Below are 16834 nucleotides of genomic sequence, written 5' to 3'. Positions count from 1 at the left end.
TTAGCTGTTTGCTTCTTCTTGGCTAGCTGCGCTTTTTATTGTGGTATATTTATATTTGATTTTCAAAAATCTTTTTTCAAAGTAATGATAAGAAATATGAGAAACGATAATTATCGCTCCAACCACCAGTATATAAATCACTGCTTTTTTTACTAAATCATTTTTAATTCCCATTGGATTAATGACAAAAGCCATTAAATAAATTATTAATGGATTATAAACATACAAGCCAAAAGATATTTTACCTAAATAATCAAAGAGCTTGTACTCTAGAGAAATTAATCTTTTTGGGTTATTTATTTGATTTATTATTAAGACCAATGTTCCCATTGCAATTAACTCATGATCAATTAAAGAAGTAATGTGGAATTTATTTATTGCTACTATTAACAAAAGTATCCATGCACAAATTTCTACTGTTTTTTTTGTAAACCAATACTTTAATTTTGAACTTTTATTGAAATAAAGATAAGCGCCCAAAGCTCCAATTGCTAGACATCCAAATCGTGTATAATTAAAAAAGGTTACTATACCAAGAGGAGCGTGAGTCAATCTTAAAAGTAGTTTGATAACTACATAAACAATTGGAAAAAAAATTAAAAATTGCAATAAATTTTTTACTCTTTTTATAATCCAAGGCCAAAAAGAATAAAATTGTTCTTCAACGCCAAGTGACCAATAATGTCCCACCATATAAGTCAAATTATGACTTCCCACTGTTACATTGGTAATTGCTGCAAATGAATTTCTTAGATTTGGGAGCATAAAAATATAAAAAAGTATGGGCCATTGTAATGAATCGATACCATTTATTATCAAAACAATAAGGAGATAAACAAAATAAAGTGGCCAAATTCGCAATATTCTTCTCATGTAGAATTTTCTAACATCAATTGTAGCTGTTTTTTGGAGCTCTACTAGGAGTAAATAAGTTATCAAAAAACCACTTAATGTAAAAAATATTGTTACCCCAAAGTTAGCTAAATCTAATAATTCGCTTTTAGGTAAATTATAATAATCAAATCTGTTATTTATATGACTAAAAGCTACAGAAAGCGCTGCGATTGCTCTTATACCATTTAAACCAGGAAGATAAATTTTATCGTTCATTTGGCTTAAATATCGCTGTCATTAAAATTCTTGTACTCCTTAATTTTAAAAAAATTTTCAACTATTTGAAATACAATAGAATGTAAACTAATTAAAAATGAACATAAATAACAAAAGTTTGCATTTAATGAAATTTGAGGGGTTTTCATAATGAATTATAAATTGTTTGTCATGTTTTAAACAAATTATTTCATCAAAAATAAAATATAAAACTGTGATTGGTGATTGTAATTAAAATAATAATAATTTGATAACTTTCTATTTTATCAACGAAAGATATAAATTTTGAATGTTAGTTACATAATGTTCCTCAGTATAATAGTTGAAAGCTTTTTCAAAACCCATTTCTCCAAAATTTAACCTCATTTTTTTATCTTCACACAAGACCTTTAATTTAATTGCTATTGTATCAACATCATATTTATTGACCAAGAAGCCAGTTTTTTCATCATCAACTATATATTGCATACCTCCTACTCTTGTTGCTACTATTGGGATTTTATGCAACATAGCTTCTGCTAAAACTAAACCAAAAGATTCATGTGAAGAAACCAATGAAAAAACATCCATAATGGAATAATAAGAATCAACATCACTTTGATACCCTGTAAAAATCACTTTATCTTCTAACGATAAAGATGTTACCAGCGACTCATAGTTCTTTTTTTCTCTTCCATCACCAACCAACAATAACTTAACAAAAAAATCATTATTGTTTAAAATTGCAAATGCTTTTATCAAATCAGAGAACCTTTTTGTTTCATCAGAATCCATTCTTCCAACTGACCCAATTATTATCTCATCACTCTTAATATTTAATGAGTCTTTTAACTTTTTTATTTTTTCATCATCATTATTTTTTGGTAAAGCAACACCATTATTTATGAGAATTACTTTGTTAGGATCTATTTTTATTTTATTTAATAAATAATTTGTAGCAGATGGTGAAACACCTACAACTTTATCAGCAGTTAAACACAATAACTTCATTAATAAATTACCTTTCCAGCTTCTATTTTGCGGATCTGAGGTTTCTTCTAAAATTATTATTGGAACTTGTTTATAAAATCCACCTACAGCTGCCATAGTAACTCCTTCAAATACAGCTCCATGTACAATGTGAGGTCTAAATTCGTTAATTATTTTAATTACTTTAAGATGTTGTTTATAATCAAAAATCGATTTTAAATTTCCAATTTCGAAAATTTCAACACCATATTTTTCAAACTCTTTTGGAAAATCTCCAACAGCATTAGTGCATATAATTTTTAATTCAAACTTTGATTTATCTAAGTACTTTGCCAATGATAGACGTCTTCTTTCTACACCACCAGAATTTATTGTATCAAGAATATTTAGCACTCTAATCATAATTTAGTTTTGTATAGTTGCATTAATTTATTGATGTGATTTTGCAATGAAAAATTATCGACAACCGTACTTTTTGCATTATCCTCTATACTTTTTCTGGTTTCAGAATTAATTTCAATGCATTTTTTTATTTTTTGATATAACTCATTTTCATCATTAACTTGAATTATCCAGCCATTAATGTCATTTTGAATCATTTCAGTAGCAGCTCCAACATTTGTAGTAATACACATTCTCTTTAAATACATTGCCTCAAGTAAGGAGTTTGAAAATCCTTCTGAAAAAGAATTTAAAATGTATACGTCTGAATTTAAATAATACTTTTGAGTATCTTCTTGAAAACCAACAAACTCTATTTCATTTTCGAGTTTTAGTCTATTTAACAACTCTTTTAACACTTCTACCGAATTTCCGTCACCTACAATTGTATATTTTATTTTATAGTTTTCATTTTTTAATTTATAAATAACTTTTATAATTCCCTCAATATTCTTGACTGGTTCCAATCTTGATACAGTTACAATTTTGAATTCAAGATTATTATTTGGAACTAAATCAGTTTCGTAGTTTTTGAAAATCGCAAAATTTGAAATTACTTTTAATTTATTATGATTTACATAGTAATCATGTTTCAAGTTATCAATTACACTTTGAGATTCTCCTACAACAAAATCACAAAGTTTGTAAATAAAATTAAAAATAATTATCGCAAATTTACTGTGACTAGGAATTCCAATTTCTTCAGCGATAATTACTGGTACTTTGGCTAATTTAGCAGCAATTATACCATGAAAATTTGCTTCAGAACCAGCAGAATGAAATACATCTGGCTTTTGTTTTATTAAATAAAAATATAATTTTGTAATGGTAATTATCGATGGGATTTTGAACGAATAATTGAAACAGATTACTTCTTTTTTATTTTGGATTATTTTTTTTTCTGCAGTTCCGCCTTTCCCAATTGAGCAAAATATCCATTCATTATCATCTGAAAGAGAAGATAAATTTGCCATTTTGGATTCAATTCCACCAAAATCTAAAAAAGTTGTTAATCTAATTATTTTCATTTCAAGCGCAAAAAATATCTAATTATAAATTTCAAATACAATCGGATAAAGTTGTTATTCTTGTTAGATTTTGTCAGTTTTATACCTAATGAAATTGGTAACAAATACACTAAGTGCAACCAAAAGAAATAAATTTTATTTTGTTTCAAAACTATTTTAGCTTCTTTATTGTAATGTTTGTCAAAAAAATAAGGATACAAATTAAAATAAATATAAAGTGCTACAAACCTAGTAAAGCTCTTATTGTTTTTTAATTTTAAAATGTCTTGATATAAATAATTTGCATTTCCAACAAGTGTGTTTTTTAAGTCCTGCTTAGTTTTAGTGGTTTGATTTTCATCTTCATCTGAATAATAAACCAACGAGTTTTGTATGTAAAATGCGTTTCCACCACTTGCTACTGCTCTAAACCATACGTCGCTATCTTCGCCACTTTTTAACATCGGATTGAAACCATTATTTTGCTCAAAAAAACTAGCTTTAATAATTGTTGAAGAAGATGTAAAGTAGGTGTTTTTTATAGCAATTTTAAAATAGTCATCGAATTTAAAATAATTTATTTTGTTGTATTTAGCGGTTAAAAAATCGCTTTTCCTTGAATAACTAGAGCCTATAATTTTAACGTTTTTTTCTTTATCAATTATGTATTTCACACTTTCAAGATAGTTATTATGCCAGCAATCATCGGCATCAAGAAAGGCAATGAACTGTTTTTTTGCATTTTTTATACCCATATTTCTAGCTTCAGAAACACCTTTATTTTCTTGCGTGATTAATCTTATTTTATCAGAATTTATAGTTGATAAAAAATTCAAGCCTTCATCAGTTGAACCATCATTAATAATAATAATTTCATAATCAACAAACGATTGATTCAATACAGAATCGATACATCTTTGAATATATTCTGCTTTATTATAATATGGGATTACTATTGAAAACATTTTAGTATTTTTTTTTTACTATTTCCATTCAACATTTTCTTTAATCACTTTTGCAGGAATTCCAGTTGCCAAAGTATGTGCAGGAATATTTTTTGTTACCACCGAACCAGCTGCAATAATAGCACCATCACCTATAGTTACTCCTTTTAAAATTGTAACATTGGTTCCAATCCAGACATTATTACCAATAATAATGGGTTGTGTACTTAAATGTTCTTTACCCAAAATAGCATGAGCATCAGAATCCCAAATAGAAAAATTTTCCGAAATAGCAACATTCTCACCAATGGTTATAGAGGAATAGCACCTTATTTTTGAATATCTATTGATGTAACCACTTCCTAAATTAAGCTTTGCATTATTAAAAACCATCACATCACAACCGCTGTGTATGAAAAAAGTGTTTTGAACATTAATTTCTGAATTGTGATACATTTCAATGTTTCCAATGAAAGGATCTTTTTTAGTAATGAATCTATTAATTGCAATATGACCATTATTTAAATTAATACGAGCCGATTTATGAATAGAATATCCACAATTTCCAAACAAAAAAATACGACTCATTTTAAATCTTTTACCTTTTGTTTTTAGATTTACAATTAGGTTGTCTAACTTTAACATTAGAATATTAGAAGCGTAAATTTTTCTTAGTTTTTTCATCATTATTTTTAGTTAGAAATTTAATTTCTTCTTTAAATTAATTAATAATTTTCTTTCTAAGAGTACTAATACTGAAAAATAAACAATAAATCCAATTGCTATTTTTACTACAAAACCAATAAGTAGGGATAGATTAGAAAAACTGTTAAATAAAAATAAAATAATAGCCATAATTGACGTTGCTATTATAACTCCTTTTAAAACAAAAAATACTTCTTTTAATGTTACGTTTAATTGTTTTATTGCCATTTTATAGATGGGTATAAATAATAAAGCACTTGCTATCAAGTAACTGTATGAAACTCCAATTATTCCGTAATTTACACCTATCGTAAAAGCAATTATTAGTACAATATTTGAAAAAATAGAAACTTTAAATGCTATGTTTACTTTGCCCAAAGAATTGTATATCAATCCATTTAAAGAAACTATAGATTGAATTGCGCCTAATCCACTTAAGATGGAGAGTATCGGTATCATAGCCGACCATTTATTTCCAAAAAATAGTAAAACAAATTCCATAGAGACTAATGAAAGTCCTATCATTAACGGAAAAGTGATGAGTGCTATGTATTGAATAATGTTCAAATAATATTTTTTAAGCAACTCAATGTCATCTTGTTTTTGAGAAAAAGCTGGAAACATAACTTTGGTTACAATGGTAGTTATATTTCTCAATGGTAATAGCATTAAAGAATATGCTCTTGAATATATTCCTAAATCTGTACTACCTAATACTTTTGCAATAATGAAGTTATCAAAATTTCGCGACCAATAATTAACACTCGTATCTCCTAAAAAATTCAATCCGTAATTAGACAATTCTTTTATTTTATTCCATTCAAAAAAAAATAGTGGAAACCATTTTGATGCTATCCAATATAGCAAAGTATTTAAAATTGCAGTTGTTAATGTCATTATTACTAAAGCCCAAACACCATAACCTTTATAAGCTAATATAAAAGCCACTACATAACCAATTAGCATTGCAATCCAATTAATAATGACTTTCTTTTTGAATTGCAATTCTTTAATAAGAATATTTGCTTGAACAGATGAAAATGAAGCAATAATAAACGACAAGCATATAATTCGAATCAGTATAATAAGTTCTGGTTGATTATAAAATTTACTTATTAAAGGTGCACTTATATAGAAAAGTAAATACATTAAAAAACCAATTACCAAATTAAGCCAAAATACTGATGAATAATGTGCCTGTGTAACTTCTTTCTTTTGAATTAATGCCGCACTAAAACCTAAATCTATGAAAAGAATGGCAAAATTTGAAAAAATGGTAATCATACCCACAATTCCGAACATTGAAGGTGTTAAAATTCTAGCTAGAAAAATTCCAAAAATTAAAAAAATAATTTGAGATAGCACTTGGTCAACAAATGTCCATTTCAACCCTTGTTTTACTTTACTTTTTAAATTCATTTTAACTTAAAATTTGAGACCATTTCTTAATATTTCTATCACTAATAAAATAATCTCTAATTGAGTCCTTATTTTTTGATACCATTTCTTTTTCAATAGAAAAATTTTCAATTATTAAATTGAGCTTTCCTGAAAGTTCAAAAAAATCGTATATTTCAAAATAATCTAAATTTGCTTTCCTGTATGTTTTATAAGGTAACCAAGAACCTGTTATTACAATATTAGACGCGTATAATAATTCTAACATTGTACCGCTTAATGCATCTGAAATAGGTGCATGAATAAAAATATCAGAAGCCAATCTTGATATTGCTAACTCTTCGTTCACAAAGAATTTCTCTAAAATTACATAAGAACATCCTGTGTTGTTTAAGGCATCTCTTAGCTCTTTTTTATAAGCCTCTTTTTCATTTACAGTAATGGCATAGTTAAGATTTATAATTAAATGAATTTTATCTTTATTTATTAAATTCTCTAGTGAATTTAATATTTTCAAATGATTATTAGATGGACTTCCGCTATGACCAATTAATATGTTTATTTTATCCTTTGAATAGTTGTAACTTGATTTAAATAAATCAATTGCTTCTGTATTATTATAATTCAAATCCATCAAATCGTAAATTTTTTCATAAACTGGAAATAAGACTATTTGAATTTTATCAGTTAGATTTCTGCCAAATTTTGAAAGTATTATTTCTTTTAATTCTTCAGATTGACAAGTAATAATGGTAGCTCTGTTTAATGCTTTTTTAACAAAATAGAAATTTAATATATCGTTTGTTCGTAATAAATCAGACCCCCAAAACGTACAAACAATTTTTTTACCCTTTGGTACTAAAAATAATTCTCTTAAATAACTGTACTGCATAAAATGAAAATGAAACGTATCGAATTCTTGAAAATTATTATTTCTAATAAAAAAACTTTTGGCAAGCAGTTGTTGGTAACAAAAATGCAATGATTTACCCACTTTTTTTTCTACAAAAAGTATAAAAAAGAAGGTTTTATAAAAATGGTTAGAAAACAAACAGAAGATTAAAGAATGTAAAGAAGATAGTAATGTGGTTTTGAAAATAATACTCTCATTATCATACATCCAAGTTTCATGAGATGAGTCAGAGGTAACCTCATTATAAAATGGCACACTGATACCAAAAGTGGAATCATATTTCTTTAATGATGAATATAAAAAGGAGAGGAAATTATTTTGACCCAAACCCAAAACTACTATTTTTTTGCTCATTTATCTTTTAGTTGATAACAAAACGTATGCTTAAAATGCGTTTTGAAATTATGTTAATATTTAAAATCTTAAACTAAAGATCAATAGTTATTGTTGCATATTTAATGAATTTTATGAATTATCTTCTTTGCAATATTAATAAATGGTTTTTCAATATACCTTTCAGAAATTGAAGCAAAGACAAAAGTTACCATTACTGTTAGTAAATACATAACAACAAGTATAATGTTTTTGTTTATGAATTGAGAAAATTTTAAAGAAACTAAAGCTGAAAAAAATAAAAAAATAAAATGTATAATATACATAGAATAAGAAACAGCGCCTATTCTTAACAGAAAGTTTAAATTTAGTTTGTTATTTTTATTAAAAATATTTATTAAAAAAACAAATGAAATAGCAGATAAAACAGGAATTACAGAAAAAATATTTAGCCAATTACAATTCCATAATACTAACGATATTGAGGTTAGTGCTACAAAAACTATTAAATCAAATTTCCAATCCTTTGTAAAGAGCGTATTTTTTTCAAATAAAAAAAATACAATTCCAACACAAAATACAGAAATTTGATTGACAAGGTTATAATATAAAAAATTATTATTTTTAACAAGTAATCCCATAAAATTATAGACTAATACAAAAATTAATTGTGAAATTATAAAAACCACAAGCAGTATTAAAAGTGCTTTTCCAAAACTTCCACTGGTCCATTTTTTAAAATAATAAAACAATAAGGGAAACACTACATAAAAAGCCATCTCAGTTCCTATAGACCAACCACCTGGAACAATATTGTTATTAGCTGGTGGGTAAAAACCATGAAAAAAGAAAAGATTTGATAGAACATTTATTAAGGTATACTTTTCGGGTAGACTAAATGTTCCATTTTTATTCCATAACAAAGATAAGTCAAATAAAAAGTACACTATCAAACCAATATAATATAAAGGAGCAATTCTAAAAAAACGACGAATAGCATATTTTTTAATTTGATGAGACTCCGTTATTCGATTAGATGCAGACAAACAAAGTGTATATGCAGAGGCGACAAAAAACAACTGAACTCCCATTTGACCATAAGACGTTAGTAAATGTGGAATTAAACTTAATCCTCTAACTTCTTGTCCAATATGTCCCAAAATAACCATTAGAATTGCTACACCTCGAATTGAATCGATATAATTTAATTTCATTATTTTGGACTTTACATCGTTACAAATTCAATAACAAATTACTTTTTAATAAATTTGATACTTGTTGTTCCCTTTTCACTATTTAAATTTATAAAATAAACTCCTGATTTTAATCTTGACACATCAACTGATAAGCTACTTGGATTTGAAATAATTTGTATTAACTGCCCAAGTGAATTGTATATACTTAACGAATTAACTGTGTACGAAATATTAGAATATACATTTAACGTTTCAGCTACAGGATTTGGAGAGACTATGTAGTTTTTAGAAAAATCAAAAGTTTGATTTGATAAAGCTGTAATAGTTGTCGACTCCATATTTGTCGACAATGGCGCTTTGTAATCAAAATAAACAGTGGCTGCATTAGAAAAAGTATCTCCTATTGATAAAGTAGGCAAGGTTTTAATTTTAAACATTACATAACCATCATTATTCGTAGCACCAAAATCTAAATTTATATTCTCAAAAATAAACTCAACAGTATTTGAATTAGTTAATCTTGTTTCAAAAACATGGCTTCCATCGATAGGAAATAAGGTTGAAAAATTATATTTAGTCGTGTCAATTATATCCTTAACTACTACATTTTGTGCTATTGCTGTACCATCATTTTTAAAACGAATATAATAATGAACATATTCTCCAATGTATGAAGTGGATACCGTTGCGCCTTCAATACAACCTTTTTCTAAAGTTAAAGTGGTATTAACCACTTCTTGATTGAAATTAATTACATTGTCTAAAGGAGTTTCATCAGCTATAGAAGTGATTACTGTAGCTGTGAATGGAAGCACCTGTACATAACTTACCGAGCTTGCACTTACACTAAAGTTTATATAAATGATTCTACTTTCAAGAGGACTCAGATTTGTAAAAGCCCAATTTAAGTTATTGCTGCTTTGAGATGTAATTGTTGGAATAGCTACAAGGAAATCTAATGCATTATCATTAAAGTTAAAATTTATAGTTCCCGATTGGGTAATAGTTCCTTTATTTTTATAAATAATTTTATATTTTGCTTCAAGACCTGGCATAGCATTATTTAATGGAACAATGATAATTTCAGTATCCGAATGATTTCCCATTGGTGAAACACAAAAATTTTGTACCACAGGACTAATCAATTGTGGTAAATCTACTATGAACGATGTTGGGGAAACTGAAAAAAAGTTCGTGTTTTCTAGAATTGGTGTAATAGTATACGACCCACTACTGAGTACTTTTGAGAAATTCCCAGAAGCACTTAAAATGCTACTTTCAGAAATCGTATCGTCTGAAAAAGAAAGTTGCAAGTTAGGATATGCACCATCCAAAGTATCACATCCGTTGGTATTGCTATCTAATTTAACCGTTCCTTGAATGTTATGAGTAATACCGCCTGGTACAAACGAGCAGTAACTATTTACATGACAATTGGTGTAACTATTATTATTAATCTCCTCTTGAACAAATTCAATTTCAGAATTATCGGCGCAAATATATTGAAGATTAGGATTTCCTGAAAATTGTAAATTACTTTCAAAAGCACCATTTTTAATAAACAAACTTGTCAATGAATTGGTGCCGCAAAATAAATTTTGAAAACTAGTTTGATTACTTAAGTTTAAAGTTGAGATAAAATTATTCGAACAATACAACGATTGTAATTTGGTAGTTGTATTTAAATTTAATGCTGCAATTTGATTGTTTGTACAGCTGATTACTAATAATTCTTGAAGTCCATCAACGTTTAACAAAACTATCGCATTAGCATTACAATACAAATATTTCAAGTTTGTTAAATTACTTATGTCCAAATTAGTAAGTTGATTATTACTACAATTTAAACTATTTAGATTAATTAGTCCTGATAAATCTAATGCTAAAATTATATTATTAGAACAATTTAAATCTTCTAGTTGAGTTACTCCAGTAAGATTTAAATAATTTAATTGGTTATTGGTGCAAGTAATAAAACTTAAGCTAATCAAACCATTTAAATTCATGGATGTCAATTGGTTAAAATTGCAATTTAAGTCGATTAAATTAGGTAAATTAATTAAATTCAATGCATTGATTTGATTATTGCTACAATTCAAAGTATTTAAATTTAGTAAGCTATTAATTGTTAACGCAGATAGTAAATTGGAATTACAGAATAATGTTTCTAAACTAATTAAACTACTAGTATTAATAGTTGTTATCAAATTATTACTACAATCCAAAGACTTGACGCTTATCAAATCTGAAAAATCAAAAGTTGTGAGTACATTATCATTGCAAACAAATACTTCAAGATTCAATAAATCAGTTAAATTTAGTAAACTAATCTGATTATAACTACAGTTCAAGTTTGAAAGATTTGTTATTCCACCAACATTTAATGTTGTTAGTTGATTAAATTGACAATTTAAATTTTGAAGTTCGGTTAAACTACTAACATTCAAATTTATCAATTGGTTGTTGCTGCAGTTTAAAATGGTAAGAAATGATAAACTCGAAATATTTAATGAAGTAAGTAGATTATTTTCACAATTTAAAGTAATTAAATTAGAAAAATTATTAATCTCATTTAGAGAGTTAATAGAAGAATTTTCAATTTGTAAAAACCCAACTTGCAACGCCTCAGCTATTTCTACTTCTCCATTTGAATTACTATCAATTGAAAAGTAATCACCATTTAAATTTCTTGCTATAAAATTAGTTGTACTTGACTCTAATAACTTATTTTTAAAAACTGGATCGGTAAAAGTTATTGTTTGCCCATTCATTACGGACACAAATACAACAAAAAATAAGAAAAGGCTACACTTTTTCATAATAGATTTAAAAAGCATAAAATTATGAATCGAATTCTCAATAGTATTGCTGTAGTGTTATTTTTAAGTTATTTTATGGTTTTGTAAATACTCTACTTTTTTGCCATTTACAGCTTTACAATAACAAATCTTGAAATGGTAAAAAACGAGCGATGTTATTTGTATTAAAAGATATTAGTTTGGAAACAAAAAACTAAAAACCAAAACTCGAATAACATAAAATAAAAAAGGCCGCCATAATGGCGGCCTTCAATTAACTAAAATAATCTACAAAACTAATTTTTGATTAATTTCTTAACCATTACTTCTTTATTTGAAGCATCTACTACTCTCACAATATAAATACCATTGCTTAAATTAGCGATGTTTTCGTTGATAGTATTTCTACCTTCTTCTAATTTGATAGTTTTAGTATTCATAATCATTACACCATTCATAGTGTAAATAGACATTTCAACAGCACCAGCTTTAGAAGCTTCTATATCAATATTAAATTCAGAAGTAGCAGGATTAGGATATAATGAAGTATTACTGTAAGCAACTTCAACTTCTTCAAATGTTTCAATTCTTACTTCTTCATTCTTAGCAACTGCACAAGCAGCACTAGTTAAAGTAACTGTTTTAGTAAGTGTATTTACACCACAATTGTTACTTGCAAATACAGTAATAATGTTTGATGCAGAAGCTAAAGGAACAAGAGCGAAATCTACAACTATGCTATTAGTACCTTGACCAGATACAATAACTGCACCATCAGCAACCGTCCAAGTATAATTTGTAGCAGTTGCTACTGCAGGGAAAGAAATAGTTTTAGTAGCACATCTTGTGAAAGTAGTTCCACCAGTACTTGCAAGTCCTAAAGCTGCGATTGTAGCTGGAGTAACTGTAAGCGTTTTGTTTAAAGCACTTGCACCAAATCCGTTCACTGAAGATATAACTACAGTCTTAGGAGTAATAGATGCTAAATTACTTGGATACACAATTGAGAATGATAAATCACTAGTAGCCAATACATTTGAAGTATTTAACGGATTACTTGCAGAAGTAACAACTGAACCAGTTGGGGCAGTTATTACATAAGAAGTAGCTAAAATAGTTGGTGTCATTGTGTAGTTATACGTAGTACCACAACTAATAGCTGTGATAGTTCCAGAAACTGTAATAATAGCAGCAGGTGCAGTATTTGTTATTTTTAACAATTTAGCAGTAGAAGATGTTGCAGGAGTTGCAGCAACATTAGATGTTACTGATGAACCAAAGCCATTAACCGCTTTAACTCCAAAATACATTGTAGCTGTTCCAGGAGTAACTCCAGCTAAATCTACAGTAATTACATTTGAAGAACCACCTGTCAATTGAGTTACACCAGCAGGTAATTCCCATGAATAAGAAGTAGCTAATGCAGAACTTGCAGCAGTCAATGTTAAAGGAGTAGTTGTACCAAGATATAAACCTGCGTTTGTTAAAGATGTAGCACTTACAGCAGGATTAGTTAATGTTAAAGTTACAGGAGCTGCTGGTGCAGTATTTGTAATTTTTAACAATTTAGCAGTAGATGAAGTTGCAGGAACTAATGCACTATTAAGAGTAATTGATGAACCAACAGCATTTACCGCTTTAACACCAAAATATAATGTTGTTGTTCCAGGAGCAACTCCAGCTAAATCAACAGTAATAATATTTGTATTTCCACCAGACAATTGTGTAACTCCAGATGGTAACTCCCAAGAATAAGAAGTTGCAAGTGTTGAAACAGCAGCAGTTAATGTTAAAGGAGTTGAAGTTCCTAAATATACAGCTGCATTTGTTATAGCAGTTGTGCTAACAGCCGGATTTGTTAAAACTAAAGTTGTTGGAGCTGCAGGAAGACCAGCGGTTACTTTCAATAATTTAGCAGTAGATGAAGTTGCAGGAACTAATGTACCGTTTGTTGAAGTAACTGAAGAACCTATTCCATTAACCGCTTTAACACCTAAATATAAAGAAGTTATTCCAGAAGCTACATCAGCAAAATTAATAGTGATAACATTTGAATTTCCACCAGAAATTTGATTAACGCCAGCTGGTAACTCCCAAGAATAAGAAGATGCTGTAGGAGATGGAGAAGCTGTCAAAGTTAATGGAGTTGTAGTTCCAATGTAAGTTGTTACAACAGTTACACCTAATGTTGTGCTTAAAGCATCATTAGTTAATTTTAAAGTTGTAGGAGCAGCGGGAATTGCAGCGGTTAACTTTTTCAATTTTGACGTCTTTGGAGAAGTTCCACTAACCGTGTAAGTTGTAGTTCCTTGAGTACTTGGTGGAGAAATAAGTGTTTGAGTTTCTGTGTAAGTTGTGTTAAACAAACCTGGAATATTAGCATTCGCAACAACATCTACATTTGTAGTGTTAGGTGTTACAGAATATCCAACTCCGTTGAAAGATCTAACTCCAAAATATAAAGCAGTTGTAGTGGCGTTTGTTACGCCAGCAAAATTTACTAAAATTGAATTTTTGTTACTAGAAACAACTGTTCCATATTGTACGTAAGGTGCAGAGGTAGAAGGATACAATCCACCACCTTGGTATCTTAAAGCCGCAGTAGAAACTGTTGTAGTTGTTGAAACACCATTTACATCATAAGTGTAAGCATTGTATGTAATTGTCCAAAATCTTGTTCCTAATACTGGAGTACCCGAAACAGGACTAAAAAATGGTTGCGCAGTGTAGTTTAAAGTTGTAGTTACTGGAGTAACTCCAGAAGGAATACTAACATTTACACCTGCAGGCAATTCCCACTCATAACTTCTTGCTCCAATAACTGGAGTTGCAGTTAGCGTTAATGGTGTTGTAGAACCCATATATTTAGCATAAGTAGTTATAGCTGTTAATGGTGTAGCATAACCTTCGTTATTGTTGTACATGTTAATTGCAACCGGAGCAGCAGGTAAAACTTTTGTTAAAGCTAAAGATTTAGCAAGTGTTTTACATCCGTTAGAGTTTACAGCTTGAATTTGGATTGAACCAACAGGACCAGCGCCAAATGCAACGTTATTGAAATTTACTGTAAGCGAATTTGTACCTTGTCCTGAAACAATGTTTACCCCTAAAGGCACTGTCCATAAATAAGTTAAAGTTGCATCTGTGAAAGCTGTAACTGAATATACAAATTCAGAAGTAGTACCAACATAATTACCAATTGCCGTAGCAGAAGTCGAACCAACTGGACCTACACCTGTGATAGCACTAATAACTTCTGTTGGTAAAGCATTTACAGTTACCGCTAAAAGTACTCTTGCACTTTCAACATTTGAACCATTAACTTGAGAAACATAATAGTTTTTAGTTCCTACAATAGTTGTTGCTGGTGTTGGAGCCGTAGTTGAAGCTATACCACCAGTTGCAAGAGTATACCATTTCAAAGAAACGTTTCCTGTCGTTAAAGTAGCTGTTAATGGAGAAGCAACATCGCCTTTACAATACGTAACATTACTTACTACTGGAGTATCACCATTTACCGCAGCTGTAACAAATGGAGCAATTGTACTATCAGTAAAGTCTGCACCAGTTGAAGCTAAAGTACCTGGTCTGTAATCTAAACCGGTATATGTTGAACTTGTTGCACCATAAGGAGCAACTAATAAATCTGTACTTGAATCAAGTAAAGTGTTAGCGCTACTTGTAAACCAACTGTTTAAAGATGTTGGATTAACTCCACTTGGAAACAACGCTTTATCTGCTGCACTAATTCCAGCAATAATGTTATTTTCAAATTTCAATGCTCCACTGTTTGCATTTGTAACAGCTGCTGAACCATCTACGAACAAGAAACTGTTCTTGAAGTCCATAAAAATTGAGTTGTAAACTTTCAATTGACAAGCTCTTCTTAATCTAGCCGCTCTAGCGTTTCCAGATGCTAAAGTTAAAGAGGGCGCTATAGTAGCACGAACTGCAGGACCTACAAGAGTCATGTTGGTAAATATAGCAGAAGTATTATCAAGAGGAGCAACAACTGTTGTTCCAGCAGGATTGTTGTCAACTTCAAAACCTTCTGAAGTAGAAACCGATGGATTATCAGCAATTTGTGGATCTCTAACAGCAAAACCGTACTGAACTAAACCTTTGTATCCATTGTCAGCATCAAAATCATCATCTAAATTTCTAAATGAAACTAAGTGCTTGCAATTAACTGAACCACCAAACCACTCAAAAGCATCATCATTAGTGTAAGACACTTGCACATAATCAATCGTAGTACCATTACCAACAGCACCCATTGTTAAACCGTTAATCTCATTATTTGGTGAGAAAACATATCCACCAAATTCAATTCTCACATACTTTAATGTACCTGAATTATCATTGTTAATTGGTGATGCACCTCCACCATACTCTGTGTTCACATTTGAAGTAATCCCTTCAATATTGTTAACACCACCGTTAATGTTAAAACCAGCTTTTCCTAAAAGGATAATTCCACCCCAGTCACCTGGTTGTCTTCCTTCGGCTACAGTTTTTCCTGAAGTAAAAACAATAGGAAGGGCAGCTGTACCAATAGCGTTCAATTTAGAACCTCTAGTAACAATTAAAGCTGTACCTGTGCTTGATGTAATTCCTTTAACAACAACACCAGGCTGTATAGTTAAAGTTGCGTTGTTTCTTACATAGATTAAACCATTCAATTTGTAGGTTTTACCTGTAGTCCATGTAGTGTTTGCTGTAATGTCAGCAGTAACATTTACAACAGTTGCAGCATCTGGGTACGGCTCATTTTTCGGATCAAAATTGGTCCATTGTTCCGTCCACATTTGCGTTGGCGCAGGTGCAAATGCACCACGATAACTTGTTGGCTCGATTTGAGCACTTACAAAATTGATGGCTAAGATCAAAAATGCAATTAAATAATTTTTTTTCATTTTTTAAAATGTTGTTTTAATTAGACTGCACAAACTTAGACCAGGGAAAATAAGTTAACGCAAATACTCAATTAAATAAAGATAATTTTTAAGTAAATTAATAG

9 protein-coding genes and 1 pseudogene are annotated in these 16834 nt (G+C 29.3%); all 10 read right to left on the bottom strand.

The features are described 5' to 3' along the window. Nucleotides 1-1110, bottom strand: a complete 1110-nt coding sequence (locus tag LG45_RS10415) for an acyltransferase family protein (protein WP_035126939.1) — start codon at nucleotides 1108-1110, stop codon at nucleotides 1-3. A 258-nt stretch (nucleotides 1111-1368) separates the two neighbouring features. Next, nucleotides 1369-2481, bottom strand: a complete 1113-nt coding sequence (locus LG45_RS10410; RefSeq protein WP_035126937.1) for a glycosyltransferase — start codon at nucleotides 2479-2481, stop codon at nucleotides 1369-1371. After that, entirely contained in the window at nucleotides 2478-3548 is a 1071-nt protein-coding gene (locus LG45_RS10405; RefSeq protein WP_035126935.1) for a glycosyltransferase, read from the bottom strand. Before LG45_RS10405 ends, LG45_RS10410 begins: the two co-directional genes overlap by 4 nt. Beyond that, on the bottom strand, nucleotides 3545-4492 hold the full coding sequence (locus LG45_RS16130) for a glycosyltransferase family 2 protein (protein ID WP_052087560.1): 948 nt from the start codon (nucleotides 4490-4492) through the stop codon (nucleotides 3545-3547). Before LG45_RS16130 ends, LG45_RS10405 begins: the two co-directional genes overlap by 4 nt. Before the next feature lie 39 nt (nucleotides 4493-4531). Next, a pseudogene (locus LG45_RS16735) lies at nucleotides 4532-4681 on the bottom strand (DapH/DapD/GlmU-related protein); the annotation flags it as partial. Between the two features lie 486 nt (nucleotides 4682-5167). Next, on the bottom strand, nucleotides 5168-6595 hold the full coding sequence (locus tag LG45_RS10390; RefSeq protein ID WP_035126934.1) for an MOP flippase family protein: 1428 nt from the start codon (nucleotides 6593-6595) through the stop codon (nucleotides 5168-5170). Nucleotide 6596: 1 nt separating this feature from the next. Continuing rightward, a complete protein-coding gene (locus LG45_RS10385; RefSeq protein WP_131494653.1) occupies nucleotides 6597-7814 on the bottom strand; it encodes a glycosyltransferase family protein in 1218 nt (405 codons plus the stop codon). Nucleotides 7815-7942: 128 nt separating this feature from the next. Then, a complete protein-coding gene (locus LG45_RS10380) occupies nucleotides 7943-9034 on the bottom strand; it encodes an acyltransferase family protein (protein ID WP_035126930.1) in 1092 nt (363 codons plus the stop codon). Nucleotides 9035-9072: 38 nt separating this feature from the next. Beyond that, nucleotides 9073-11835 carry a DUF7619 domain-containing protein gene (locus LG45_RS10375; RefSeq protein WP_035126928.1) on the bottom strand — a complete coding sequence of 921 codons (2763 nt, stop codon included), beginning with the start codon at nucleotides 11833-11835 and terminating at the stop codon, nucleotides 9073-9075. A gap of 275 nt (nucleotides 11836-12110) precedes the next feature. Then, nucleotides 12111-16730 (bottom strand): T9SS type A sorting domain-containing protein, encoded by a 4620-nt coding sequence (locus tag LG45_RS16125; RefSeq protein ID WP_052087557.1) that lies wholly within the window; start codon nucleotides 16728-16730, stop codon nucleotides 12111-12113. Between the last annotated feature and the right edge of the window lie 104 nt (nucleotides 16731-16834).

Source organism: Flavobacterium aquatile LMG 4008 = ATCC 11947 (assembly GCF_000757385.1).
Lineage (GTDB): Bacteria > Bacteroidota > Bacteroidia > Flavobacteriales > Flavobacteriaceae > Flavobacterium > Flavobacterium aquatile.
This window is presented reverse-complemented; position numbering and strand designations above follow the sequence as displayed.